Below are 23,875 nucleotides of genomic sequence, written 5' to 3' on the forward strand. Positions count from 1 at the left end.
ACGAACAAGAAATTTTCCCGATACGTAGACGTTTGAGCGATTCACGCCGGTTGATTCCGATAGGCCTCGATTTCGTCGCGGTAGCCCTCGCGGTACGTCGGATAGCGGAACTCGTACCCGAGACCCCGTAGCTTCTCGTTCGAGCAGCGCTTGCTCGTCACGAGTCGGCGTCGCGCGCGCTCCGAGAGGTCGCCGTCGAGTCGCTCCTCGGTCGTCTGCTTCGGCGGGCGGTCCTCGCCGCACTCGTCGGCGAGCCAGTCCGCGAACGACCACTTCGAGACGGGTTCGTCGTCCACCACCAACACCACCTCGCCCCGAGCGTGGTCCTCCGTCAGTAGGAAGCGGACCGCGCCCGCGGCGTCGTCGCGGTGAATCATGTTGAGGTATCCCTCGGTGACAGGTCCCTCGACGTACCGCTCCAGTCGCGTCCGGCCCGGCCCGTAGATTCCGGCGAGGCGCGCGACGGTGCCGTCGATGCCGCGGTCTGCAGTCGCTTCGAGCGCCACGCGTTCTGCCTCGGCCAGCACCTCGGTCTTGTCGGTCGTCGGGTCGAGCGGCGTCTCCTCGTCCACCCAGCCGCCGCCGTGGTCGCCGTAGACGCCCGTGCTGGAGGTGTAGACCAATCGCTCGGGCGGGGTCTCTCGCGCGCCGAAGTGGTCGATTACGGTCTGCAGTCCCTCGACGTACACCTCGCGGGCGGCCTCGGCGTCGCGGCCGCCGGAACTCGCGGCGAAGACCACGGCGTCCGCGTCGGGCACCGCGTCGAGCGAGTCGGCGTCGGTCACGTCCGCCCGTACCGCCTCGAACCCTGCGTCCTCGATTTCTGCGAGACCGTCGTCGGAGCGCCGGACACCGATTGCCCGGTGGCCGCGTTCGGTCAACTGGCGACCGAGTTCGAGTCCCACGTAGCCGCATCCGAGTATCGCCACGTTCATGCGCCGGTGTTGGGGCGTGGCAGGGATAACTCCCGCGACGGGAGGACGCGAGAACGAGCGGACGATTACGAGAGCGAACTGCTACCGCTGACGGCTCGCTATGAAGTGGTGGAGCGTCGCGTACTCGGCGAGGGTCATCGGCGCGCGCCCCTCGACCTTCTGGTGGACCTGCTTGCCGTCCATGTCGGCGTCGATGTCGGCCGCGATGGTGTCCACGTCGAGGACCGCGGTCGTCATCCCCATCAGGAGGTTGTCCCGGACCTCCGCGACGATGGCGTCGGCGTCCGGCGTCTCGTCGGCCAGCGCCGCGACGGCGGCCGCCTCCTCCAGCGTGATACCGTCCGCCGCGTCGGCGTCGCTCTCGGTCAGCGCCGCGACCGTCTCCCGGTCCACGCCGGTCTCGTCGGCGACCGAATCGACCCCGTGGGTCTCGACGACCTCGGCGAGTTCGGAGACGTACTCCGCACGTAGCTCCGCCGGGGAGGTCGAATCGGGGTCCGCGATGTCGTCGTAGAGCATACCCGACCCGACGGTCCGGCGGTTGAAAGAGGTTTCACTTCGGTTCGGTGTCGGTTGGAGCTGCTCTCCCCCATCGGGACGCCGCCCGACAGCGCGGGGCCATCTACTCGTCGAATTGCGGAAACCCGTTCCACACCGCTTCCGAGGTATCTGCCTACCCCGACGACCATCCCGGGGAGGTCTCGTCTCGATTCCCGTCCCTATCGCCGACGCCGGGCGGACCCGGCGGGACGACCACCACGACGGTCGTCTCCGTCTCGAACGAGACCGGCGTCGTCCGGCCGACCACCTCCGACTCGCCGTCGTCGTCCCAGTCGAGTCGAACCGTCGCCGACTCCCGGACGTACGAGACCGACTCGCCGGGCGGTCCCTGCGGCGCGGTGACGGCGAACCGGGCGTACTGGCCCCGAACCGAGACCGTCCAGACGTTGAGCGTCGCGTACCAGTACCCCGGCACCGGCGCGACCGGCAGTCCGGCCGGGACCGCGCCCAACACCTCGCCGAACCATCGCTTGCTGGCGACTTCGGTCGCGTTCCCGAGACCGGTCGTCACCGCCTGCTTCAGCGCGGTCTTCGCCACGCTGCGGGTCGCGGTCCCGGTCCGGTTCACCTGCGACCGGGGCGGTCCAGCCACGCTCCGCCGGACCGATTCGACCGCCAACTCCGCCCTGAGGCGGACCCAGTCCCGTCGTACAGGCTGTCGAAGCGCGGACCGCCGCCGAACCACCGCCGCGGAGACGGCCTGCGCGGCGGACCCGTTGGCCACCGCGAGCGCCCGCCCGGCGGTCGTGTTCCAACGCGTCAGTCCGGAATCGACCGCCGCGCGACGCTCCGCCTCCGTGAGGTCGAACCGCGGCATCGACAACTCCTCGACCAGTCGCTCGCGGGCCGTTTGCATCGACGCGGCGAGCGAAGACTGCAACTCGTTGCGACGGTGCACGAGACTCCGGTTGTCCGTCTCGGCCAGCGTCCGGTTCGCGGCCCGGAGCGCCAGCGCGGCGGTCCGGAGGTCGGCACGGTCCGACTCGCCCCCGCCGACGAGTTCCGAAGCCACCGTCTCCGCGGCGTCACCGTACGGTATCGCGAAGACGTTCTCGTTCTCGGCCGCGAGCGGATGGTCCCGTTCGCCTTCGGGTATCGCGGTCACCTGCTCGTGGTCGAGCGCCGCCAGCGTGAGATAGGGCGGCGCGCCCTCGACGGTCAGGTTCGTCGCGCGCCCGGGACCGTCGGCGGGCATCGCCCGCGCCGGTGGGGTCCGAAACAGCGAGGACGGGGACGCGCGCGACCGCATCTGCGTGCGAAGAATCCGGTGCGCTCGGTCCATCGAACTCCCGGCGTCGGCGAGGACCCGCCCGACGGCGGACCGGGTGGCGTTCGTCCGGTCGGCCCGCGATTCGAGTCGCGCCACCACGCGGTCGAGATACGCGGCCCTCGCCGCGACTCGCGCCCGGTCGGCGACGCCGTCGTACCGAGCGGGCGCGTCGAGGAGTTCGGTCCGCCGACTCCGGAGCGTCTCGGCCAACTCCGCGGCTGGCGGCGCACCGCCGAGAGTCCGCGCTCGGGCGACCGCTACCGAGAGGTTCCGGACGCGTTCGCGCAGCGCCGCGAGGTCCCGGTACACCCACGTGCGAAGGTCCGGCGGTCGCCGTCCCACGACCCGCTTCGACCGCGTGTCGAGCGTCCCGACGACCGCCCGGCGAGCGAGCGCGTCGAACCCGCCGCGGTCGGCGACCAGTCGCTCGGTCGCCTTCGCCGACAGGTCCCGGAAGTTCGGCCCGTCGAGCGCCCCGCCGCGCTCGTGGACGCCCGCGACCGGTCTCGCTGGCGGCGCGGGAACCGATGGAGTGACGCGAACCGCTTCACCGTGGTCGCCGGAGACGCCGACGCTCACTGCGAACGACTCGGTCCACCGCTGGACGGTCCGGCGGGTCTCGTTGCCTCGCACCCAGTCGGCGACGAGCGAACTCGTCCGGACGACTCGGCGAGATTCGTAGCGGAGCAGGTGCCAGCCCTGCGGCACCCCCGGAGGTGGTCCGGTCGCAGATTCGACCCCAGTCGTCGTCCGGACCTCGCTCGACTGTAGCGTCCAGTTCGGGCCGGGGGAATCCGGCGAGGGGTTCCTGTCGCCCTCGGTGTCGCTCTTCCGGACGGAAGCGACGAGGCGCGCGTCAGCCGTGTAGGCCGACCGCAGGACTCCGGTGAGGTCGGTCCCGTTTTCGCCGGTCACGAGGCCCGCGAAAGCCCGGTCGGCGGTCCGGTTGACCCCGACTCGGAGCTTCGATTCGGAAGTGTTTCGGTCCCGCGTGAGGCCGCCGGGCATCGGATTGCGCTTCTGGTAGTCCTTCGCGGCGGCCAGCAGTTGGTCGGTCCGGGCCGTCCCGCGACGGGCGTTCGCGGCGGTGAGGAGGTCGGTCACACCGACTCTGGCGGTGGCCCACCCGAGCGCGCGCCGACCGCGGGGGTCGCTCCGACCGAACGCGGCGCGCTGTTCGCGCAGGACCCCGCCGTTCGCCGCGAGTTCGACGTGGCGGTTCGCCACCACGTTCTCGATGGGTGCGCGACCGTACTGGGCGTACCCCCGGACCCACGCCAGAGCGTAGAGTCGGGTCGTGAGTCGCCGACCCAGTCCCGGCGCGAGGGGTCCGCGGTTCAGTCGCGTCTCGAAGCGCTCGGTTCGCTCGTGGAGCGCCAGCGCCGGGGTCGCCACGACCAACGCGGGCGAGAACTGTTCGCGTTCGACGACTCGGCCGTCGCGGGTCGCGGTGGCGGTGACGTTCGCGATTCGGACCCGGAGACCGGCGTTCTCCGCGCTCTCGGCCCCGCCAGCGGGTTCGATTTTCACCCGTCGCTTCGCGTCCCGGAGGTCCGAGGCGTTCCGAATCGGCGGAAGCGAGACCGTCGCGGTGACGCCGCCGCCGGGAGACCGAGACCCGCCGGCGTGAACCTTCACCGAGGTGAGGGCGTCGCGGGCCGCGAGGTAGATTCGGATTCGGAGCGAGTCCCGGTACGGCGTCGAGTCGTTCAGCACCCTGCCCGCGGTGGTGTTTGCCGGGTCGGTCACCGGCCCGCGGGCGGCCTGTCGTCCGGCGCGAGCGATTGCACCGCGGAGCGCCGTCCCGGTTGCGGCGGTGGCGCGGTCCACCGCGACGCCGACCGAATCGTCGGTTCTGGGCGTCGGGCCGCCCGCGAGCGTCGCGCTGAGGCCCGCGCTCCCGACCAGAAGGAGGACGCCGACGAGCGCGAAGGGGACCCGCGCCCGACGGTCGGCCGCGAGGTTCACTGCGACCACGTCCTGACGGTCAGTCTGACCTGCCGGACCGCGAACGCGGCCGCGTGAACGTCGGCGTCCGGAGGCGGAGCGTCGCCCGCGACGACGCGGCCCTCGTGCGCTGTGTTCGATTCCGAAGCGCGGGACTGCGGGCGGTTCTTGCGGGCGACGACCTGCGCGTCCCCGTCGAGTCGCCGGAGCGTTCGGCCGACCCTCGTCGTGACGGCCTGTACGAACCCGTCGTGGGACTCGGGACCGGAGTCGGCGACTGCGGCGCTGGCGAGGAGTCCCGCGAGGGTGTCGTGTGCGGTCCGATTGCGGGAACCGGCGTCGTAGGTCACGAGGGCGGTACTCGTCGCCAGCAGTTCCGCGGTCTCGTCGGCGGTGTCGGGGTCAGTCGCGGCGGTGCCAGCGCCACCCGGCCCGGTCGGCGTGGCCGCGAGGGTCAGCGCGCTCGCCGAGACCAACAGGAGGCAGAGCGACGCGTCGAGGACCGTACTGATGGCTCTCACGACCACACCTCCGCGCGGAGCGTGCCGGGCCTGACCCGTCCGGGGCCGACTCGGACGCTCACCGCGAGTTCGGCGGCGTCGGCGCTCGTCGGCGGGGTCGGTCCGGTGCGCCACGTTCGACCGGCCGCTTCGAGGGTGAGGGTGACCGAGTAACCGTTCGGTCCGGCCCGCAGACCCGCCGCGAGTGCGTCGGGGTCCGCCACGCCGACTTCACTGACCGCGCGCTCTGCGCGCTCGACCGTCGGTTCCGCGAGATTCCGGTCGTGCGTTGGGAGCGTCGCGCCGAGAACTCCCGTGTAAGCCGTGAGCGCGGCGCCGACAGCGAAGACGGCGACCAGCGCCGCCAGCGGTTCGACTTGGGCACGGGTCGGCCAGCGAAGGTGCGTCAATTCGTGGCGCAGGTTCGTCTCTCCGCGACCGGCGTCACCCGACCAGCGTGACATCGACGCCCTCCCACGCGACTCGCCGGACGGTCAGTCGGTCGCGCGAGCGCCAGACCGGCGTCCGGTCCCGGGCGTCCGCCGCGGCCCGTCGGAAGTCCGCGGCGGTTCCGAAGGCGCGCTCGGGCGGCGTGCCCCGAAGGACGTCCCAGAGCGCGGTGTCCCGTCGTACCGGGGTCACGGGACCGAAGGCGAACGTCGCGTGGCCGGTCGCGCCGTCGTCTCGGAGCCAGATTCGATAGGTGCCGACTCTGGCGGCGTCGGCCGACAGCGGGTGGACTCCGGTCGTCGGGCGGTCGCTCGCGGCGACGGAGTCGACGGTCTCGGCCGCGCCCGCGGCGTCGGGCGGCGGCGCGCGCGGGAGGGTCGCCGCGAGACCGACTGCGGCCGCACTCGCCACCGCGAGACCGACCCAGAGGTACCACGTCTCGACTGGTGCGTCGAACATGGCCCGGGTTCGTCCCGGCTTCGGACTTAAACCCTCGCGTGGGGAGGAGGCGGTTTCTCGGGCGATTTCGGCACGGTCTGTCCGTCTCGACTGGCCACCTCCTTCAGTTCGGCGCGCGCTGGCGCGACCCGCGAGTGGTCGCGCCGATATGCGCGAGGGACGAGGACCGCAGGGAGCGCAGCGACCGAGGACCGCAGGCGGTTGGGGAGGGGTGAGGTTCGCGGTCGCGGTTGCTGGGCGGTTACTCATATGTGACGGCAGTAGCTAGCGCCGCTCGGCTATTCGCGCCGGTAGAGAGACTACTCACTTCACAGGCTAGACTACTCACTCCGTTCGAGCGAAACCACCCCCGAAAATCGAGAGCCGCGACCGCCTACACCAGACTCTCGCCGTCGAACTCGCCCGGTTCGTACTCCATCTCCATCAGGTCCAGAATCGTCGGCGTGATGTCGTAGAGGTTCACGTCGCGAATCGTCGCGTCGGGGTCGTCCACGAACAGCGAGGCGTTGTCGAAACTGTGCATCCCGTCGCGCGGACCGTGACCGAACACGTCGTCGTGGCCCTTGAACCCGGCCTTGAGGTCGAAGCCGTAGTTCGGGATGGCGACGAGGTCCGGGGCGATGTCCGCGTGGTCGCCGTGGAAGACCTCCTCCTTCTCGACCACGCGGTCACAGACCTTCCGACCGTTCGGCCCTTCCAGATTTTCGAGCGCCTCCTTGAGTTGGTCGCGCTTGGCCTCGTACTCGCTCTCGGGGACGCTTCCGCGGGGTTCGCGGCCTTCGAGGTTGATGTAGAACCGGCCGGGAATCAGCGAGTAGGCCTCGGTGTCGTCGCTGATGTCGCCGAGTTCCTCGTGGTCGTCGTCCTCGTATGAGAGCCACCCCTCCTGTTCGAGCCACGTGTTGGCGTAGAACTCGTAGTCCAGCGAGGTGAACCCGTGGTCGGAGGCGACCATCATCGTCACGTCGTCCGGGAGGTTCTGGCGAATCTCGCCGAGGTAGCGGTCGACCTTCCGGTAGAAGTCGAGGAACTCCTCCTTGTACTCGCCGTCCTCCTCGTAGTCCTTGTAGAGGAAGTGGTTCACGCGGTCGGTCGTCATGAAGACGCCGAAGAAGAGGTCCCAGTCGTCCTGCTGGAGGTAGTGCTTGAACGCCTCGTAGCGGGCGTCGAGGGTCTCGTGTGCGTCCTCGATGAACTCCTCTTTGTCCTCGCTGTGGCCGAGTTTGGCGTTCGTGTCGATGCGGTAGTCGGTGGACTGGAGGTACTCGCGCATCTCGTCGGGGTACGACGCCTTGTCCACGCCGGGCGAGAGGAATCCGGAGACCATCCGCTGGACGTTACGCTGGGGCGGGAACGTCACGGGGACGTTCATCACCGTCGCGTCTCGGCCCGCCTCCTGCACGCGGTCCCAGAGTCGGGTCGCCTGCACGTCTCGGCCCATCGGGACGTAGGTGTCGTACGAGCCGATTTCGCGGTCCTGAAAGCCGTAGACGCCGGTCTTCCCGGGGTTGACCCCGGTCGTCAGGGAGGGCCAGCACGCCGAGGACTCGGGCGGGACGATGCTGTCTATCGCGCCCGACGACCCCTCGTCGGCGAGCGCACCGAGATGCTCGAACTCGTCGAAGTGGTCCTCGAGAAAGCTATACGGCACGCCGTCGATTCCGAAGAAGGCAACGCGCGGCTTGTCGTCGCCACGGAGCCTATCGAAGAGACCCATGTAGCCCGATACGAGAACGGCATACAAGAAATTTCTTTTCGTAACACGCGTATTCGCCGTGAAGAACGATGAGGGACTCGGCGTTCGGGCATCGCCGTCCGCGGACCCGCGACCCGACTACGAACTCTCGAACGCCTCGAACAGCGCCTTCCGGGTGCTGGCGTCGATGAGCATGTCCAGCGTCTCCTCGTGGTCGCCGTCTACCTGCGCGAACAGGCCGAGGGGGACGCGTGCTGTCGCGGCGTCGGTGTTCCCGCCGGTCGTCTCGCTGGTGCCGAAGGCGGAGTCGAGGATGTCGAAGGCGTTGGTTCGCACGTCCTCCGCGCGACACGAGACCACGATGGTCTCCTCGTGGATGCCGAAGACGGCGGCGGTCGAGACCCCCTCCAGTCGGAGCATGGTGTCGGCGGCCTCCTCCAGCGCCGACACCGAGGGGACCGCACCGACGTTCGTCACGGCGAAACTCGCCCGGCGCTCGCGGTTGGCGATAGCGTCGCTGATGACGTCGAAGGTGTCGCCGCTCATGCCCGGCGACCGGAGGTCCTCGATGCGCCCGAGGTCGGCGTAAGTGTGGAGGAACCCGGCGGCCTCGTAGTCGCGCTTCCCGTTGGCGCGGCGGAACTCGCGGGTCCCCGCCCGGACGCCGTGGAGCAGCGCGGTCGCGACTCGCTGGTCGGGGACGACGCCCTCCTCCTCCAGCAGGCGCGTGACCGTGGTCGAGGTCGAACCGTCGTCGGTCGGCGTCACCGTGAGGATGTTCTCCTCGGCGGTCGGTCGGTGGCGGACCACGGCGACGACCGGCGGGTTGTTCGAGAGCCGGGGGACGCCGCCCCCGCCGCCGACCGCGACCGCGGCACCGGCGTCGGTGAGTTCCTCGGCCCCCTCGCCGATGACCGAGAGTTCGAGGTCGAAGATGTTGCAGAACGTCTTGCTGTCCTCGCCGGTGACGGGACCCTCCGCGAACAGTTGGGCGGTGACGCCCCACTCGGTGCAGAGCGTCTGGAGACCCATGGCCGCGGCCAGCGCGTCGATACTCGGTCCTTCCGGGACGACGAGCGCGACTCGGTTCTGGCCCGCGACCGTGGTTCTGAGTTCGTCAACTGGTTGTTCGCCGTCGTCTCGCCGCCAGTCGCTGACCGACTGAGCGGCGTAGAGAACGAATCCGCCCGAGAGCAGGAGCATCGCGGCTACGGCGACCGTCTCGACACCGGTGAACGAGGACCCGAAAGCCATCGGTTCGGCGTTGTTCAGGCCAGTGCCAAATAGTTTCGGGCAGGTATCCGACCGCTGAGAGTGTCAGAAAAAGTTCGCTGCGACGTCAGGCGAACTTCTCTTCGTAGAGTTCCATCGCGTGTTCGACGGCGTCCATCGCGGACTGCTTGTCCTCCCAGCCGAGGGTCTCGGTCTGCTTTCCGGCTTCGAGGTTCTTGTAGGTCTCGAAGAACTCCGAAATCTCGGCCTTCTGCTGGTCGGTCAGGTCGTCTACGTCCTGCACGTCGTCGTACCGGGGGTCCTCGGAGGGGACGGCGATGACCTTGTCGTCTTTCTCGCCGTCGTCGTCCATCTTCATCAGCGCGACCGGACGGGCCTCGACGACGCATCCGGGGAACGTCTGGTCCTCCACGAGGACCAGCACGTCGAAGGGGTCCTCGTCGTCGTAGTACGACTGCGGGATGAACCCGTAGTCGCTCGGATAGTGGACGTTGCTGTGGAGGACGCGGTCGAGGACGACGCCGGGGATGTCCTTATCGTACTCGTACTTGTTGCGCTCGCCTTTGAGACACTCTACGACAGCGTAGATTTCCTCGGGCGGGTTCGGTCCAGTCTCCAAATCTTCCCAGAGGTTCGCCATGTGCAGTCCGGGAATCCGTCCGAAGTCCGGAAAGTCCTTTCGGCATTGCGTCGTCGGCCGCGGTGCGCGCGAGAGGATATTGCCGTGACAGGTCGCGTCGATTCTCGAATTTTACCCGGATGCACCTACCATTCGGTGGTAGTATCGGCATATTCCTCCTGTAAACTCCGGCCAATTGAGGAAGGATTAAATACCGTCGTGACAAATCGCAGGGTGTCAGAGTCTATGTCAGAGGCACAGACACTCACAGAGACGAGTACCGCACGCAACCTTACCGCCTTCCAGAAGAACATCCTGACCATCCTCTCCGAGGAACCGATGTACGGTCTCGCTATCAAGCGAGAACTCGAGGACTTCTACGGGGAAGAGGTCAATCACGGGCGACTGTACCCGAACCTCGACACGCTGGTCGAGAAGGGGTACGTCGAGAAGAGCGAACTCGACAAGCGAACCAACCAGTACGAACTCACCGACGAGGGTCTCGCTGTCGTCGTGGACGCCCTTCAGTGGACGCTCTCGAAGTTCGTCACCGACGAGGAGCGCGCCGAACAGGTCCGCGAACTCGTCGCAGACAACGAGTAACACCGACTCCCGTCGCCCGGACGAAGATTAATCGTTGGCGACCTCGAACACGAGGTCGATAGACTCCTCGACGACCGCTCGTTGTTTTTCTGTCGGCCACGCGTTTCGCGGGAAGTATTCTTCGAGGAACTCCGCCACTTCTGCGCTGGTCGCCGATTCGACCGGCCGAGCGTAGTGGTTCCCCATGAAATCCGCGAACGCGGCGACGTTGTCGCCGTGAACACGACCGTGTTCGCGCCGCACTTTCTCGGCGATGTCGCGGTTGTGCTCCTCGACGGAGTCCCAGTCGTCGGGGTCGCCCGGCCCGGACAGCGACACCTCGACCGCGCGGTCGGTGTCGTCGATGCGCTCGGTCCGAATCGTCCCGTCTTCGAGCCATTCGTCGGGATGAAGGACCAGCGTCGCGCCGGTGTCCTCCTCGCGGACCCGCGCTCTGAAGTCGTAGTCGGCGAGCAGGTCGGCCCGGTCCTCGCGGTAGGCGTCGGCCTCCGCGTCGTCCACGGCCTCGCGCGCGAGTCGCGTCAAGCGCTCGACGCGCTCGACCGTCTCTCTGGGGAGTTCGCCGTCGGCCGGTTCGTCGCCGTTCTCGATAGCGTCGTCGGAACTGTCGGTCTCAGGCATCGTCGAGGGCCTCGTTGGCCAGTTTGTCGGCGCGCTCGTTTATCTCTCTCGGCACGTGACTCAGTTCCCAGTCGTCGAAGTCGGTCAGCAGTTCACGGACCGTGACGCGATACTCGCGCAGGTCGGGGTCGTTGGTGTTCCACGCGCCCGTGACCTGTTTGACGATGAGTTCGGAGTCGCCTTTCACCTCGACGGTGTCGAACCCGTAGTCGCGCGCGGCCCGAAGCGCGTGAATCAGTGCCTCGTACTCGGCCTGATTGTTCGTCGCGCGCCCGATGGTCTCGCTGCCCTCCGCGGCGATACCGTCGCTCGTGACGACGACCCATCCGACGGACGCCGGTCCGGGATTCCCCCTGCTCGCGCCGTCGAAGTAGACGTAGGCGTGGCCGCCCTCCTCGCGGAGCAGCGACTCGATGTCGTGCGGATTCGAACCCTGTATCACGACTTTCTCGTCGTACGCGACGGCGTTCGCGTCGCCGTACTCCGCGCGCCACCGCTCGTGGTCGGAGTTGCCCGCCGACACGTCCGCACCCGCGTCGGCTAGTTTCTGGCGCGCGGCGTCCACGTCGCACTCGATAACGGGCATGACAGTTCATCCACGATAGCCGTTTAAACGCCTTCCGATGGCGGTTTGCGCCGCTAATGGTGACCACCGGCAGAACTCGAAATGACGATGCGCGCCGCGGAATGTGACCTTCGAGTAAGGGGCCATTACCGGGCAAGGGTTTAAGTGCATCGACACTACTACTATAAAAGTGCGATGACACGGTCCACTCGCCAGCGGGAGCGCCAAGCCGAGGCGGAGCAAACGGAGGACGAGTCAGAGGGTGTACGCGAATGCCCCGAATGCAATTCTGACAACCTCGTGAAGAGTTCCGACAGGGCGGAACTCGTATGTGAAGACTGCGGTCTCGTCGTCGAGGAGGAGCAAATCGACCCCGGTCCTGAGTGGCGCGCGTTCAACCATCAGGAGCGTCAGGAGAAGTCGCGCGTGGGTGCCCCGACCACCCAGACGATGCACGACAAGGGCCTGACGACCACCATCGACTGGAAGGACAAGGACGCCTACGGTCGGTCCATCTCCTCGAAGAAGCGAAGTCAGATGCATCGACTGCGAAAGTGGCAGGAGCGAATTCGGACGAAGGACGCGGGCGAGCGCAATCTCCAGTTCGCGCTCAGCGAAATCGACCGCATGGCCTCGGCACTCGGCGTCCCGCGGTCGGTCCGGGAGGTGGCGAGCGTCATCTACCGGCGTGCGCTCAAGGAGGACCTGATTCGGGGGCGCTCCATCGAGGGCGTCGCCACGAGCGCACTCTACGCCGCGTGTCGAAAGGAGGGCATCCCGCGAAGCCTCGAAGAAATCTCGGAGGTATCGCGCGTCGAACGGAAGGAAATCGGTCGAACCTACCGGTACATCTCGCAGGAACTCGGCTTGGAGATGAAACCGGTGGACCCGAAGAAGTACGTCCCGCGATTCTGTTCCGAACTCGAACTCAGCGAAGAGGTCCAGACCAAGGCCAACGAAATCATCGAGACCACCGCCGAGGAAGGACTGCTCTCGGGTAAATCGCCGACCGGATACGCCGCGGCCGCGATTTACGCCGCCTCGCTGCTCTGTAACGAGAAGAAGACCCAGCGCGAAGTCGCCGACGTCGCTCAAGTCACCGAAGTGACCATCCGGAATCGCTATCAGGAACAGATTGAGGCGATGGGCATCCACAGTTAACGCCTCGGGGCCTTCGACCATCCTCTCGCGGTTTCCGACACTCGATAGGAACCGGCAGCGATGTGACCGTCTTCTCGACACGAAGACGCTCAACGAGCGACCGGACTCAGATGAGGTCGTCTAGTTTTTCGTTTCGGAACTGCTCGGCGGGGTCCTCTTTCGGTTCGTCGGTCTGCTTGCTCGCCTCCTTCGCGCGTTCGAGGAACTCGTCGATGCGCTCGGAGCGCTCGACGCCACCGAGCAGGATGAGCGAGGCGAGACGTCCGCTGTCGAGGGGGAAGTCGCCGCCGCGGACCTGTAGACTCCCGGTCTCCTCTTCGAGCCACTTTCGAGCGCGCTCGACTCCTTTCCGCGGGATTGCTTCCGGTTGCCCGGCGACGACCAGCAGTCCCGAGTCGGCGTCGATGGCGTTCGGAAGGCTGAGGTTACTCAGGAGCGCCCGACGGGTCGTGGAGGTCACGGTGTTGATGTTCTCCTCGGCGTCCTCGCTGGCCTCGGCGCTGGCGAACCCGAGCGTGGCGATGCCGCCCGACCGGAGGGTGTTGATGACCTCGCTGGAGTCCACGACGCTCTCGCCGACGCCCTCGACCGCTTCGCCCGACGCGAACAGCAGACCGACCCGTTGAGCGATGTTCTGGTTTATCTTCTCGAACGCTTCGCCCATGCTCTCGCCCGAGGTGTGCCACGCGTCGTTGTCGATGAGGAGGGTCGCGTCGGCTTCGCGGACGAGAGTCTTGAGCGAGCGCCCGGCGTTGGCCTGATACATCGCGCCTTCGCCACGGCCGGGGAGGACGCCGAGACCGTAGACGGGAATCTCGTAGACGCGGTTGAGTTCGTGAGCGAGGACCGGCGCGCCGCCGGACCCGGTGCCGCCACCGAGACCGGCGACGACGAAGATGGCCTCGGCCTGCGCGGTGATGCGGCCGTCGAGCGCGTCCATCACCTCGGTCGCGTCGCTCTGCATCACTTCCGCGCCGAGTTCGTTGTCACCGCCGACGCCGTGGCCTTTCACACGCTCCTGTCCGACGAGGACCGTATCGAGGTCGAGTTCCCGGAGGTCGGCCTCGGCGGAGTTGACGGCGAGCGCTCCCTGTACCGCACCGAATCCCATCTGTTGGTCGTATTCGGCCAGCCGTTGGGTGAGTTTCCCCCCCGGCCTGTCCGACACCAATCAGGACGACTTTCATGCGAGTTGGGTCGAATTGACGGTTAATCAACCTTCCGGCGTCGAACCATTTGACGTATCCGGAAGTAAATACGATTACGTATCAGCGTAGTTTTAAATGATGGGGCGGGACGAACCTCGCCCGTGTCCGACCACGACGCACTCGACGAAAGACTCCGGGCCGTGGAGCGCACCTTGACCGACGACGACTGTGACTTGACCGACCTCCGAAGCGCCGCGGAACTGACGGGCAGCGTCGAAACGCTCGCCGAGCGACTCGACGACGCGGAAGACCGACTCGACGAACTCGACGCCGCGACGCAGGCACTCCGAGGGTACGTCGGCAACGTCCGCGCGGTAAACGACTCGGTTGAGCGACGGGCCGACGCCGCGTTGGCGAAGGCCGAGACCCTCGAATCGGAACTGACCGACGCCCGGTCCGATTCCGACACCAACCTGCGGCGGAGGACCGGCACCCGCCCGGCCGACGTCGCCCCGAAGACTCGACCAGACCGTCCGGACCCTGCGGCCGGTCCGGACGGACAACGTGAGTGTGAACTCTGTCGACGCGCCGAGACGGACACCCCGGCGAGCGAAACCGGACCGAACAGCCGCCTGCTCGCTCGCATCGCGGAGTCGTTACGAGGGTTACCGTAGTGTTTCGGGTGGTACTCGGCGTCGCGCTCGCGGTGGCGCTAGTCGCGGCCGTCGTCCCCGCGCTCGAAGACGCGCGAGCGGCTCGGACCGAGCGTCTCACCGAACGCGAACTCGACCGGGTCGAGGCGGCCGCGGTGACGCTCGCCCGTGAGGAGTCCCCCGGCGCACGTCGCACGCTGTCGGTGTCGCTTCCCGGCGACCCGCCGACTGCGACTCCCGTGTTGTTCGTCGCGCTCGGCGGACTCCCGGGGAACGGGAACACGACCGCGACCGATACCGCCGCGCGCGACGTGTTGGCGTACAGCATTGCAGGGGGAGACCGCCACGTCCGTCGCGTCGAGACCGACCTGCGAGTCGGTCGGGCGAGGCGAACGTCGAGCACCGAGAGTCGTACGCCGGGCGGTGAGAGTCGTCGGAACGGCGACGGTCCCTCCGGAGACGACAGTCGAGCGCTCGTCCTCCGGGGCGGCGAGGACTACGAGGTGACGCTCCGCCTCGTCTCACCGGACGGACGTCGGACGGTCGCGGTGTCTCTTCGACCGTCGAGCAGTGGTGCAACCCGCGGGACTGTAAAGCGCGGCCACGCCAGAGTTTAAACCGGAAGACGGGACGAACCCGACCCATGCGAAACCCACTGGCGCGATTCCGCGATGCGGACCCCGACTGCGCCTGCGACCCCACCTTCGAGGGCGACCGCCTCCTGCTCGACGCCGCCGACTGCCCCGGCGCGGGCGACCTCGCGGCCGCATCGGCGTGCCGCCGGACGGCAATCGGTGGCCTCGCCGACCGCGAGGCCGACGCGGTCGTGACCCGGACCGACCACCTCGAACGCGCCTACGAGGGAGAGTCGGCCGCGCTGCTCGTCGCCGCCGGACGGTTCGCCGAGCGCGCGGCGTTCTACGACCGACACCTCGCCGACCGCGCCACGCGCGACCCGCTCGGGGCCGCCCGCGCCGCGGTCGGGCGCTCGGGACCCGTCGGCGAACTCGTCGCCGAGACCGGTCTGGCAGAGTGTGGCCATCGAGCGGAAGGGTACGCCGACGCGCTCCGACCGTTCGTCGGGCCGCCGATAGCGAAGGCCCGCGTCGCCGCCGAACCCCCGCCCGACGCGACCTTCGCCGAGACGCGCCGACTCTCCACGGGTGCGACCGTCAGGGTCTACGAGGACCGGCGCGCGCTCCGGACCTACCACCTCGAACCGGTCGAACACACTCTCGACGAGTCCGGACTCGCGGTGCTCTCGCGGGCCTACGGACTGCTCGCCGACGGGGCCGTCGAACCCGGGGAGCGCGCGCCCGGCCGGGCGGTCCGGCGGGTCGCCGACCGCGACGCGCCAGTCGAGGCCCTCACCGCGGCGCTCCACAAGCACACTTGCGGGCACGGCGTGCTGGCCGACTTCTTCGCCGACCCCCGAGTCTCGGACGTGTTCGCCACCGCCCCGGTCGGCGAGAACCCGATTCGAGTGACGGCCGACGGCGAGCGCATGCGGACGAACGTCCGACTCACCGAGTCCGGCGCGGCGGCGCTCGCCTCCCGCTTCCGCCGGTCCAGCGGCCGGGCCTTCTCCCGGGCGGCACCCACCCTCGACGCGACGGCGGAACTCGACGCCAACGCCACGGTCGCCGCGACCGACGACTCCGACGCGGCCCCCGACACCGCGACCGGGACGGTCCGGGTCGCGGGCGTCACCGACCCCGTGAGCGACGGGCCGGGGTTCGCGTTCCGCGCTCACGACCCCACGCCGTGGACGCTCCCCGCGCTGGTGGCCAACGACACCGTCACTCCGAAAGCCGCGGCCCTGCTCTCGCTGGCCGCCGAGCGCGCCGCGGCCGGACTCGTCGCCGGACCCCGCGGGGCGGGCAAGACCACCCTGCTCGGCGCGCTCTGCTGGGAACTCCCGGCCGCGACGCGGACAGTCCTCATCGAGGACACGCCCGAACTCCCCGTCTCCGCGCTCCAGCGCCGCGGTCGGGACGTGCAACCGCTCCGGACGGAGTCCGGCGACGGGCCGGGTCTCGAACCCGCGGAGGCGCTCCGGACCGCGCTCCGACTCGGGGAGGGCGCGCTGGTCCTCGGTGAGGTCCGCGGCGAGGAGGCCGCGGTCCTCTACGAGGCGATGCGAGTCGGCGCGAGCGGCGACTCGGTTCTCGGCACCATCCACGGCGACGGCGGCGCTGGCGTCCGCGAGCGCGTCGTCTCGGACCTCGGAGTCCCCGAATCGTCGTTCGCGACGACCGACCTCGTGGTGACGCTCGAAGCGTTCGAGACTCCCGTTGGCAAGCGCCGCCGAGTGAAGGCTATCGAGGAGGTCGTAGACGGCGACCAGTTCCAGACGCTCTTCGGAGTCCGGTCCGACGGTCTCGCTCCCACGGGTTGCATCGACCGTGGAAACAGCGTGCTCGTCGACTCGCTCGCCAGCAGTAACGAGTCCTACGCCGACGTGCGCGAGGAACTCGCCGACCGCGAGCGTCTGCTCACAGAGTTAGCCCGCGAGGGGCGCACGGACCCCGAAGCCGTGGTGCAGGCGTACGCCGACGGGAGGGAGCCGTGAGTACGTCACCGCGACGCGGGAGCCTCGTCGAACTCCTCGCCGGACTCTACCCGTGGCCGGTCGAGACCGGCGACGACCTCGGGCGCGCGCTGGCCTACCTCGACGCCGGAACCGACGCGGAAACGGCGGTCCGGGCGGGCTACGGGACCGCCGCGCTGGTCGCGTTGCTCGGACTTCTCACGGCCGCAGTCTCGCCCGGAACCGTCCGCGTGTCGGTGGTGGCCGGGACTGTCGCGCTGGCGGGAGGAGTCGCCTGCGCCGCGCGCCGAGGACCGATTGCGCTCGCGACGGCCCGTCGCACCGCGGCGCTCGGGGCCGCACCCGCGCTGGTCGCGCGAGCGGTCCTGCGGATGCGCGTCGAACCCGCGACCGAGCGCGCGGCGGCGTTCGCTGCCCGCGGCGAGGGCCGACTCGCGGAGAGCCTCCGGGGACACGTCCGACGCGCCGCCGGGACGCCGAACTCGGGGTTCGCGGCGTTCGGCGCGGCGTGGGCCGACTGGAACCCGCCGCTCCGGCGGGCCGCCCTGCTCGTGGAGTCGGCGGCCGACGCCCCGCCGGGCGAGCGGGAGGTCGCGCTGGACCGAGCGATGGACGCGATGCTGGACGGGACCCGCGACCGGATGGCCGCGTTCGCCGAGCGGGTCCGGGGACCGACGACCGCGCTCTACGCGTTCGGCGTCCTGCTCCCGCTGGCGCTGGTCGCGGTCCTCCCGGCGGCGCGCGTGGCGGGCGTCCCGCTCTCGGTTCCGGCGCTGATAGTCCTCTACGACCTGCTCTTGCCTACCGGGCTGGTCGGCGCGGGCGCGTGGTTGCTCGTGCGCAGACCAGCCGCGTTCCCGCCGCCGGAGGTGTCGCGCGACCACCCGAACGTGCCCGACCGGCGCTGGACGACCGCCACGGCGGTCACAGGCGCGGCACTGGTCGCAGTCACCGCTACCGCACCGTTTCCGGACTGGACGCGCTGGCCCGCGGTCGTCGGCGGAGCGGTCGGCGCGGGGCTGGTGGTGCGGTTCCGGCCGGTCAAACTCGTCCGGGACGACGCCCGCGCGGTGGAGGCGAACCTGACCGACGCGCTCTACCTCGTCGGTCGACGGGTGAGCGACGGCGCGGCCGTCGAATCGGCGGTCGAAGACGCCGCGCCAGAGGTCGCCGGGCGCACGGGCGAGATGTTGGCCGAGACCGCGGGCGTCCAGCGACGACTCCGGGTCGGCGTCCGCGAGGCGTTCCTCGGCGAACACGGCGCGCTCGCCGACGTCCCGAGTCCGCAGGCCCGGAGCGTGGCCGCCCTGCTGGCCATCGCGGCGCGCGAGGGGCGTCCCGCCGGTCGCGCGGTCGTCTCGATGGCCGACCACGTTGACGACCTCCAGCGCGTCGAGCGCGAGGCCCGGCGCGAACTCGCCAGCGTGACCGGGACGCTCCGCAACACGGCGGCCGTCTTCGGTCCGTTGGTCGGCGGTGCCACGGTGGCGCTCGCCGACGGGATGGCCGCCGGTCGATTGGGGGAACCGCTCCCGACCGCGGCGCTCGGTCTCGCGGTCGGCGGGTACGTCCTGCTGATGGCCGCGATTCTGACCGCGCTGGCGACCGGACTGGAGCACGGGTTCGACCGCGCGCTGGTGGGCTATCGAGTCGGTCTCGCGCTCCTCGCGGCGGTTGGTTCGTTCTTCGCCGGATTCGCCGGGGCCGGGTTCGCGGCGTGAACGGGACCGCTTCGCGAGTGTCGTCTCGGTCGGTTCGCACGATACGACGAACAATCCGTCCGCACGACACGGCGAGGCGTTCGTTCCGCCTCGGAGCGAGTAAGGTTCAAATCGCTCGGGTCCCAAGCAGCGACGAATGCGTCTCGACGAGTACATCGAGGACCTCGGTCCCGACGAGGACGACCGCAAGCGTCGCCTCGCCGAGGAGAAGTCCTACGAGATTCTCGACTACGTGGACGACTTTCAGGACCGCTTCGCCGAGGTCACGCAGGGCGACTCGCTGGTCGGGAGCACCTCTCCGTCGGTGTTCGTCGGGCGCTCGAACTACCCCGACGTCTCGACCGGCATCCTCTCGCCCGTCGGCGAGGAGGACCGCGCCGACGAGTTCACCACGAGCAGCGAGTGGTACGAGCGAGGTCTCGACATCGACAACGTCCTCCAGTACCGGACCGGCCTGCTGAACTCCAACCACTCGGCGAACGTGGACAACGTCGAGGACGTGTGGGACGGGTTCGTCGGCACCCAGCGCGAAGTCGCCATCGCCGACCGGCCCGTGGACGTGGAAATCGGTCTCTCGGACTCGCTGGACCTCGACGTGGACGTGGACGAGATTACGACGCCGACCGGCCCCTCGGCCCGGGCCACCTCCGCGGACCTCACCGAGAACCCCCACGTGCCGCGCCCGGTGAAGAAGACGCTCGAAGACGACGACTGGCAGGCCCAAGGCGCGATGACCTACCTCTACCGCCGCGGGTTCGACGTGTACGAGATAAACGACATCCTCTCGGCGGGCGCGCTCGGCCGGGGGCAGAACCGCCGCCTCGTCCCGACCCGGTGGTCCATCACCGCTGTGGACGACACCATCGGGAAGTTTCTACGCGGCCAGATTCAGACCCGGCCCAGCATCGACGAGACGCAGGTCTGGGTCAACGAGTACCTCGGCAACCGCTACTGGGTCGTCCTCACGCCCGGCCAGTGGGAGTACGAACTCGTGGAGATGAAGGCTCCCGGGAGTATCTGGAATCAGGACCCCACCGGCGAGACGTGGATGGGGAGCGCCCACGAGGGCTTCGAGGGCCGGACCGGGTACGTCGAGGAGACGGCGGGCGCGTACTACGCCTCCAGACTCGCGGTCCTCGAACATCTCGAATCGGTCGGGCGGCAGGCCAAGTGTCTGGTCCTCCGTGAGGTCTCGGACGACTACTGGGCACCGGTCGGCGTCTGGCAGATACGCGAGAGCGTCCGCAACGCCTTCGAGGGCGAGTACGGCGAGGCCGAGACGTTCCACGGCGCAGTCCGCGAAATCGCCCCGCAACTCCCGGTCTCGCTGGCCGCGCTCCGACGGAAGTCCAACATGCTCTCGGGACTGCAGGCGAACCTCGCGGACTTCTCGTGAGGACGAGAAGATTTATTCCGCGCTCCGACCAGTCTCCGGTATGGTCCCACTGTTCGGTCCCGTCCCCGGCGGGATGGAGATGATGGTAATCCTCCTCGTGGCAGTCCTGATGTTCGGGCTACCGCTCGCGCTACTCGGCGGCGGGTTCTTCCTCTATCAGCGGTCGAATTCCGACGGCGTCGCCGACGACGAACTCGACGCGCTCCGCCGGGAAGTCGAACTGCTCCGCGAGGAGATTCAGCAGTTGGACGACGAGGAGTAGCTAGGCGGTGTCGAGGTTCGCCCACGCCTCCTCGACCAGTTCGCCCGTCTCGTCCACGATGTCGTCCCACTCCTCGTCGTCGGGAGCCAGCCCGACGAGTCGTGCGATTCGCATGATGCTGACGTGGTAGACGGTCTGTGTCCCGGGTTCCTCCTGCCAGATAACGACGTTGCACGGGAACAGCGCGCCGATGCGGTTGTCGCTGGCGTCGAGCGCGCGGTCGGCCATGTTCGGGTTACACGCGCCCAGCACGTAGTAGTGGTCGTGGTCCGCCCCTTCGACTTTCTCGTTGAGGAGTTCCGACGGGGAAAACTCCTCCGGCACGCCGAACCCGGCGTCGGTGAACGCCTCGCGGACGTGTTCGACCGCCTCTTCGTGGTCCATCTCCAGCGTCGCGCGCTTCTCGCCGACGTCCGCGCCGTCGAGTTGCGCGGGGTCTATCGGAAGACTCATACGAGACTCGCTTCGCGTCCGAAGGTGAAAAATCCGCGCTCCGCGGTCGGGGGTCGGCGTCACAGGCGCGGTCAAATCGGAACCGGGAGCCACGAGAACCAGCGGACGACCCGCTCGGGCGACAGCAGCGGTGGGTGGAGAACCAGCCAGTCCAACAGCGCCAGTCCGATGCCGTGGGCCACCACCGACGGGAGTATCGAGTTGCTCTTGTAATCGACCGCGCCGAACAGCACGTCGGTCGGTCCTGAGAGCATCAGTTCGACCGGCGGCTTGTACATGTGGTGGAACGCGTAGACGACCGGACTGATGAAGACGCTCTTGAACCCGATTTCGCGCACGCCGACGCAGAGCAGGCCCCGGTAGTACGTCTCGGCGGCCAGCGCGATGACGAACTGCATCAGCGCGTGCGGGAGAAACTGCCCGAGCGCGGGACTGGTCTCCCACATCGGGTAGTACGCCCGAATCGTCGGCAGCGACGACCCGACGACGTAGAACGGGAGGACGAACAGCGAGAGCAGGACTGTGTTGCGAACCGCGGTCCGGTCGATTCGGTACCCGAGGTGGCGGCCGTGTCGGACCGCCAGCGCGAGAGGCGCGAGGATGTAGACGACGGTGTCCCGAACGAGTCGCTCGTTCAGTCCGCGCACGTCCCACGCCATCCACGCTACGGTGAGGACTGCGCCTGCGAGGAGCGCGCGCTGGACCCAACTCGACCGGGCGACGCCCCGGCGGACCGACCGCGCGACCGACACGCTACTCGTCGGCCGTCGGAATCGGGCCGGTGCCCGTCACGTCGCGTACCAGTTCGAGGAACTCCTGACGGCTCTGGAAGTAGCTCTCGTCGACTCGTTCCAGCAGGTCGCCCAGTTCACGGGGACCGTCCGGCGTCCGGACGGTCGTTTCCTCGCTCTCTTTGCGGAGAATCTCGCTCTTCTGCACCGGCCAGTGGAGTCGCGAGGCGATACGCACGAGCGGCGCGCCCTCGACGGGTTCGCCGTCACCGAGTTCGACGGCAGGCTCTGCTTCTTCCTCGTTGTCGTCGGCCATACGGCGGGATTCGAATCCCTCGGGATTAGAGCTTTCGGAACGACCTTTTCCCCGCAGAAGCACGTCCGACCGACGAATCGCACCGAGTCGGGTTCAGCGCACGCGGTCACGTGACTACGGGCAACCGAAGCCCGACGGGTTTCTCATCGACGGTGTCGTACAACGTTACAGGCGGTGTCGTCCACCGCAGCGCACGTCTACCGGAAGGCAGTCACTCGCGGACGACGATGTGGCCGTCACTGTAGACCGTCACTTCGTAGTCCAGAAGCGTGAAGACGACGTGTCCGCTCCCGCGGGGCATTCCGTTGTGTCTGTCGCTAAAGAGATTGTCGAGCGCGTCCGGGTCGATTTGGTCGTAAAGGGGAGTTCCGAGTTCTGCGGGGTCCACGTCAGCGGCCTCGGCCACAGCGTCGATAACTGCCGCGCTGAGTGGTTCGTCTCGGTCGTAGGTGGTATTCTCGGTGATAGCAGGGGCCTCGTTCGGGTTTTCGGTAATATTCTCACTCATCTGTCGTCTTCCTCCATCCGGTCAGGGATACCCCAACGTTGGCGGAGCACTGTATAAAAAATCACCGTATCAAATTGAACTTGTTGCTCTATAAATCATTCTCCTCCGGAACGTCGGTTCGTCGTCGCGAACGAACCGCTCCGTTCAGGGTCGCTTCGACGCGATGTCGCGGATGGCCCCCGCGAGTACGTCGATGCCGACCGGAATCGACTCCTCGTCCACGTCGAACGTCGCGGTGTGGTGGCCGCCGGGGTGGTCGGTGCCGACGCCGACGTAGGCCGCCTTCCCGCCGTTGCGCTGGACCGCGCGCATCAGGTAGGTCGCGTCCTCGCTCCCGCCGAGTTCGTCGCGCTCGACCACGTTCTCGACGCCGCCGGTCCCGCCCGCCACGTCGGCGACGACGCCGACGAGTTCGTCGTCGCTCTCGGCGCTCGGGGCCTCGCCGTTGGTCGTGATATCGACCTCACAGCCGTGCATCTCGGCCGCGGATTCGAGGACGCGCCGGGCGCGTTCCTTCATGTAGTCTTTGAGTTCGGTGGTCTCGCCCCGGACCTCGCCCTCCACGAACGCCTCTTCGGGGATGATGTTGGTCGCGGTGCCGCCGCCGACCTGTCCGGCGTTGACTCGGGTCGCGCCGTCCTCGTGGCGCGGGATGGCGTAGAGGTTCTGGACCGCCGTCGCCATCGCCTGCACCGCGTTCTCGCCCGCGTTGGGTTCGCCGCCCGCGTGGGCCGGAACGCCCTCGAACTCGGCCCGGAAGTGACTCACCGCGAGGAATCCGTCGAGACCCGCGACGATTTCGCCGGTCGGGTGGTCGAGTCCGACGTGGGCCGCCAGCAGGTAGTCCACGTCGGCGAGGTGGTCGCTCTCGGCCATCGACTTCCCGCCGGCAATCATCTCCTCGCCGGGTTGGAAGAACACCTTGAGGGTGCCCTCGAAGTCGCTGTCCTTGACTGACTCGACGACGCCGAGTCCGATGGTCGCGTGGGCGTCGTGGCCGCAGGCGTGCATCGCGCCGTCGTGTTCCGACCGGAACCCCTCCGCGACGGGGGCGTGGTCGTCGTCAGTCGATTCGGCCCGTAGCAGACCGTCGATGTCCACCCGGAGACCGACGGTCGGTCCCTCGCCGCGTTCGAGGACCGCGACCGCGCCTGTGTACCCGCCCTCGAGTTTCGCCAGCGTCTCGGGGTCCGCACCCGCTTCGCGGGCCTGCTCGTACCACTCGTCGAGTTCGTCGTCGTCCGGGACCGCCATGCGCTCGTCCTCCGCGATGGCGTCCGGGCCGACGTACACGTCGTCCACGCCGATGCGTTCGAGTTCCTCGACGATTCGGGCCGTCGTGTAGAACTCCCGCCACGCGGGTTCGGGGTGTCGGTGGAGGTCGCGTCGAATCTCGACCAGTCGGTCGCGTTCGGCCTGTTGGCTCATGTGCGGTCGGAGGGACGCCGGGACCATAAGTGCTGGAGGGTCGGCAAACTACGTCCGTGTCATTGCGTGACTTCTTAATACCTGTGCT

At 68.4% G+C, this 23,875-nt stretch carries 24 protein-coding genes and 1 pseudogene; 8 read left to right on the plus strand and 17 right to left on the minus strand.

What is annotated here, in order from left to right:
- Positions 1-41: 41 nt before the first annotated feature.
- The 9 genes from FXF75_RS12495 to FXF75_RS12535 all read right to left on the minus strand — a co-directional run bounded on the left by FXF75_RS12495 (position 42) and on the right by FXF75_RS12535 (position 9,691).
- Positions 42-935 carry an SDR family oxidoreductase gene (locus tag FXF75_RS12495; RefSeq protein WP_163522215.1) on the minus strand — a complete coding sequence of 298 codons (894 nt, stop codon included), beginning with the start codon at positions 933-935 and terminating at the stop codon, positions 42-44.
- An 81-nt stretch (positions 936-1,016) separates the two neighbouring features.
- On the minus strand, positions 1,017-1,454 hold the full coding sequence (locus FXF75_RS12500) for a DUF5791 family protein (RefSeq protein ID WP_163522216.1): 438 nt from the start codon (positions 1,452-1,454) through the stop codon (positions 1,017-1,019).
- A gap of 154 nt (positions 1,455-1,608) precedes the next feature.
- Positions 1,609-4,734 carry a hypothetical protein gene (locus tag FXF75_RS12505; RefSeq protein WP_163522217.1) on the minus strand — a complete coding sequence of 1,042 codons (3,126 nt, stop codon included), beginning with the start codon at positions 4,732-4,734 and terminating at the stop codon, positions 1,609-1,611.
- Entirely contained in the window at positions 4,731-5,234 is a 504-nt protein-coding gene (locus FXF75_RS12510) for a hypothetical protein (protein WP_163522218.1), read from the minus strand. The genes FXF75_RS12505 and FXF75_RS12510 overlap by 4 nt, the downstream gene beginning before the upstream one ends.
- Positions 5,231-5,677 (minus strand): hypothetical protein, encoded by a 447-nt coding sequence (locus FXF75_RS12515; protein ID WP_240334642.1) that lies wholly within the window; start codon positions 5,675-5,677, stop codon positions 5,231-5,233. Before FXF75_RS12515 ends, FXF75_RS12510 begins: the two co-directional genes overlap by 4 nt.
- Positions 5,658-6,122, minus strand: a complete 465-nt coding sequence (locus tag FXF75_RS12520) for a hypothetical protein (protein WP_163522219.1) — start codon at positions 6,120-6,122, stop codon at positions 5,658-5,660. The genes FXF75_RS12515 and FXF75_RS12520 overlap by 20 nt, the downstream gene beginning before the upstream one ends.
- 373 nt (positions 6,123-6,495) lie before the next feature.
- The gene (locus FXF75_RS12525) at positions 6,496-7,839 is read right to left on the minus strand and encodes an alkaline phosphatase family protein (protein ID WP_163522220.1); all 1,344 of its coding nucleotides are present in this window, start codon (positions 7,837-7,839) and stop codon (positions 6,496-6,498) included.
- A 117-nt stretch (positions 7,840-7,956) separates the two neighbouring features.
- Positions 7,957-9,072, minus strand: a complete 1,116-nt coding sequence (locus tag FXF75_RS12530) for a bifunctional oligoribonuclease/PAP phosphatase NrnA (RefSeq protein ID WP_163522221.1) — start codon at positions 9,070-9,072, stop codon at positions 7,957-7,959.
- Positions 9,073-9,157: 85 nt separating this feature from the next.
- On the minus strand, positions 9,158-9,691 hold the full coding sequence (locus tag FXF75_RS12535; protein ID WP_163522222.1) for an inorganic diphosphatase: 534 nt from the start codon (positions 9,689-9,691) through the stop codon (positions 9,158-9,160).
- A gap of 225 nt (positions 9,692-9,916) precedes the next feature.
- On the opposite strand from FXF75_RS12535, the gene FXF75_RS12540 reads away from it, so the two are divergent.
- Positions 9,917-10,273, plus strand: a complete 357-nt coding sequence (locus tag FXF75_RS12540; RefSeq protein ID WP_163522223.1) for a PadR family transcriptional regulator — start codon at positions 9,917-9,919, stop codon at positions 10,271-10,273.
- A 27-nt stretch (positions 10,274-10,300) separates the two neighbouring features.
- Here FXF75_RS12540 and FXF75_RS12545 read toward each other — a convergent pair whose 3' ends face one another.
- Entirely contained in the window at positions 10,301-10,894 is a 594-nt protein-coding gene (locus FXF75_RS12545; RefSeq protein WP_163522224.1) for a rnhA operon protein, read from the minus strand.
- Complete coding sequence (rnhA, locus tag FXF75_RS12550; RefSeq protein WP_163522225.1) at positions 10,887-11,480, minus strand: ribonuclease HI; 594 nt, start codon at positions 11,478-11,480, stop codon at positions 10,887-10,889. Before rnhA ends, FXF75_RS12545 begins: the two co-directional genes overlap by 8 nt.
- Before the next feature lie 174 nt (positions 11,481-11,654).
- Between rnhA and FXF75_RS12555 the strand changes: the two genes are divergently transcribed.
- Positions 11,655-12,620, plus strand: a complete 966-nt coding sequence (locus FXF75_RS12555) for a transcription initiation factor IIB family protein (RefSeq protein ID WP_115795304.1) — start codon at positions 11,655-11,657, stop codon at positions 12,618-12,620.
- Between the two features lie 106 nt (positions 12,621-12,726).
- Here the strand turns inward: FXF75_RS12555 and FXF75_RS12560 are convergent.
- Positions 12,727-13,807, minus strand: a pseudogene (locus FXF75_RS12560) (tubulin/FtsZ family protein).
- A gap of 122 nt (positions 13,808-13,929) precedes the next feature.
- Between FXF75_RS12560 and FXF75_RS12565 the strand changes: the two are divergent.
- The 6 genes from FXF75_RS12565 (at position 13,930) to FXF75_RS22660 (ending at position 20,351) form a co-directional block, all read left to right on the plus strand.
- The gene (locus FXF75_RS12565; RefSeq protein ID WP_163522226.1) at positions 13,930-14,442 is read left to right on the plus strand and encodes a hypothetical protein; all 513 of its coding nucleotides are present in this window, start codon (positions 13,930-13,932) and stop codon (positions 14,440-14,442) included.
- A complete protein-coding gene (locus FXF75_RS12570) occupies positions 14,442-15,038 on the plus strand; it encodes a hypothetical protein (protein ID WP_163522227.1) in 597 nt (198 codons plus the stop codon). The genes FXF75_RS12565 and FXF75_RS12570 overlap by 1 nt, the downstream gene beginning before the upstream one ends.
- A gap of 26 nt (positions 15,039-15,064) precedes the next feature.
- Complete coding sequence (locus tag FXF75_RS12575; RefSeq protein ID WP_163522228.1) at positions 15,065-16,993, plus strand: ATPase, T2SS/T4P/T4SS family; 1,929 nt, start codon at positions 15,065-15,067, stop codon at positions 16,991-16,993.
- Complete coding sequence (locus tag FXF75_RS12580) at positions 16,990-18,693, plus strand: type II secretion system protein (RefSeq protein WP_163522229.1); 1,704 nt, start codon at positions 16,990-16,992, stop codon at positions 18,691-18,693. Before FXF75_RS12575 ends, FXF75_RS12580 begins: the two co-directional genes overlap by 4 nt.
- Positions 18,694-18,829: 136 nt before the next feature.
- A complete protein-coding gene (gene nreA / locus FXF75_RS12585) occupies positions 18,830-20,089 on the plus strand; it encodes a DNA repair protein NreA (RefSeq protein WP_163522230.1) in 1,260 nt (419 codons plus the stop codon).
- Positions 20,090-20,129: 40 nt separating this feature from the next.
- Complete coding sequence (locus tag FXF75_RS22660) at positions 20,130-20,351, plus strand: hypothetical protein (RefSeq protein WP_240334643.1); 222 nt, start codon at positions 20,130-20,132, stop codon at positions 20,349-20,351.
- Here the strand turns inward: FXF75_RS22660 and FXF75_RS12595 are convergent, their stop codons facing one another.
- The 5 genes from FXF75_RS12595 to FXF75_RS12615 form a co-directional block, all read right to left on the minus strand.
- Positions 20,352-20,804: a DUF302 domain-containing protein gene (locus tag FXF75_RS12595; protein WP_163522231.1), complete on the minus strand. Its 453-nt coding sequence runs from the start codon at positions 20,802-20,804 to the stop codon at positions 20,352-20,354.
- Between the two features lie 71 nt (positions 20,805-20,875).
- Positions 20,876-21,463 (minus strand): CPBP family intramembrane glutamic endopeptidase, encoded by a 588-nt coding sequence (locus FXF75_RS23320; RefSeq protein ID WP_163522647.1) that lies wholly within the window; start codon positions 21,461-21,463, stop codon positions 20,876-20,878.
- A 94-nt stretch (positions 21,464-21,557) separates the two neighbouring features.
- A complete protein-coding gene (locus tag FXF75_RS12605; RefSeq protein ID WP_163522232.1) occupies positions 21,558-21,851 on the minus strand; it encodes a DUF5789 family protein in 294 nt (97 codons plus the stop codon).
- A 211-nt stretch (positions 21,852-22,062) separates the two neighbouring features.
- On the minus strand, positions 22,063-22,359 hold the full coding sequence (locus FXF75_RS12610; RefSeq protein WP_163522233.1) for a HalOD1 output domain-containing protein: 297 nt from the start codon (positions 22,357-22,359) through the stop codon (positions 22,063-22,065).
- A 144-nt stretch (positions 22,360-22,503) separates the two neighbouring features.
- Positions 22,504-23,787 (minus strand): amidohydrolase, encoded by a 1,284-nt coding sequence (locus FXF75_RS12615; protein WP_163522234.1) that lies wholly within the window; start codon positions 23,785-23,787, stop codon positions 22,504-22,506.
- Positions 23,788-23,875 lie beyond the last annotated feature (88 nt).

Origin of the sequence: Halorussus sp. MSC15.2 (genome assembly GCF_010747475.1) — an archaeon.
Taxonomy (GTDB): domain Archaea; phylum Halobacteriota; class Halobacteria; order Halobacteriales; family Haladaptataceae; genus Halorussus.

What these genes read in the sequence shown, in the direction of transcription:
- FXF75_RS12495 (WP_163522215.1), bottom strand. Translation starts at nt 935, where the DNA reads ATGAACGTGGCGATACTCGGATGCGGCTACGTGGGACTCGAACTCGGT.
- FXF75_RS12500 (WP_163522216.1), bottom strand. Translation starts at nt 1,454, where the DNA reads ATGCTCTACGACGACATCGCGGACCCCGATTCGACCTCCCCGGCGGAG.
- FXF75_RS12515 (WP_240334642.1), bottom strand. Translation starts at nt 5,677, where the DNA reads ATGTCACGCTGGTCGGGTGACGCCGGTCGCGGAGAGACGAACCTGCGC.
- FXF75_RS12520 (WP_163522219.1), bottom strand. Translation starts at nt 6,122, where the DNA reads ATGTTCGACGCACCAGTCGAGACGTGGTACCTCTGGGTCGGTCTCGCG.
- FXF75_RS12525 (WP_163522220.1), bottom strand. Translation starts at nt 7,839, where the DNA reads ATGGGTCTCTTCGATAGGCTCCGTGGCGACGACAAGCCGCGCGTTGCC.
- FXF75_RS12530 (WP_163522221.1), bottom strand. Translation starts at nt 9,072, where the DNA reads ATGGCTTTCGGGTCCTCGTTCACCGGTGTCGAGACGGTCGCCGTAGCC.
- FXF75_RS12535 (WP_163522222.1), bottom strand. Translation starts at nt 9,691, where the DNA reads ATGGCGAACCTCTGGGAAGATTTGGAGACTGGACCGAACCCGCCCGAG.
- FXF75_RS12540 (WP_163522223.1), top strand. Translation starts at nt 9,917, where the DNA reads ATGTCAGAGGCACAGACACTCACAGAGACGAGTACCGCACGCAACCTT.
- FXF75_RS12545 (WP_163522224.1), bottom strand. Translation starts at nt 10,894, where the DNA reads ATGCCTGAGACCGACAGTTCCGACGACGCTATCGAGAACGGCGACGAA.
- rnhA (WP_163522225.1), bottom strand. Translation starts at nt 11,480, where the DNA reads ATGCCCGTTATCGAGTGCGACGTGGACGCCGCGCGCCAGAAACTAGCC.
- FXF75_RS12555 (WP_115795304.1), top strand. Translation starts at nt 11,655, where the DNA reads ATGACACGGTCCACTCGCCAGCGGGAGCGCCAAGCCGAGGCGGAGCAA.
- FXF75_RS12575 (WP_163522228.1), top strand. Translation starts at nt 15,065, where the DNA reads ATGCGAAACCCACTGGCGCGATTCCGCGATGCGGACCCCGACTGCGCC.
- nreA (WP_163522230.1), top strand. Translation starts at nt 18,830, where the DNA reads ATGCGTCTCGACGAGTACATCGAGGACCTCGGTCCCGACGAGGACGAC.
- FXF75_RS22660 (WP_240334643.1), top strand. Translation starts at nt 20,130, where the DNA reads ATGGTCCCACTGTTCGGTCCCGTCCCCGGCGGGATGGAGATGATGGTA.
- FXF75_RS12595 (WP_163522231.1), bottom strand. Translation starts at nt 20,804, where the DNA reads ATGAGTCTTCCGATAGACCCCGCGCAACTCGACGGCGCGGACGTCGGC.
- FXF75_RS23320 (WP_163522647.1), bottom strand. Translation starts at nt 21,463, where the DNA reads ATGGCGTGGGACGTGCGCGGACTGAACGAGCGACTCGTTCGGGACACC.
- FXF75_RS12605 (WP_163522232.1), bottom strand. Translation starts at nt 21,851, where the DNA reads ATGGCCGACGACAACGAGGAAGAAGCAGAGCCTGCCGTCGAACTCGGT.
- FXF75_RS12610 (WP_163522233.1), bottom strand. Translation starts at nt 22,359, where the DNA reads ATGAGTGAGAATATTACCGAAAACCCGAACGAGGCCCCTGCTATCACC.
- FXF75_RS12615 (WP_163522234.1), bottom strand. Translation starts at nt 23,787, where the DNA reads ATGAGCCAACAGGCCGAACGCGACCGACTGGTCGAGATTCGACGCGAC.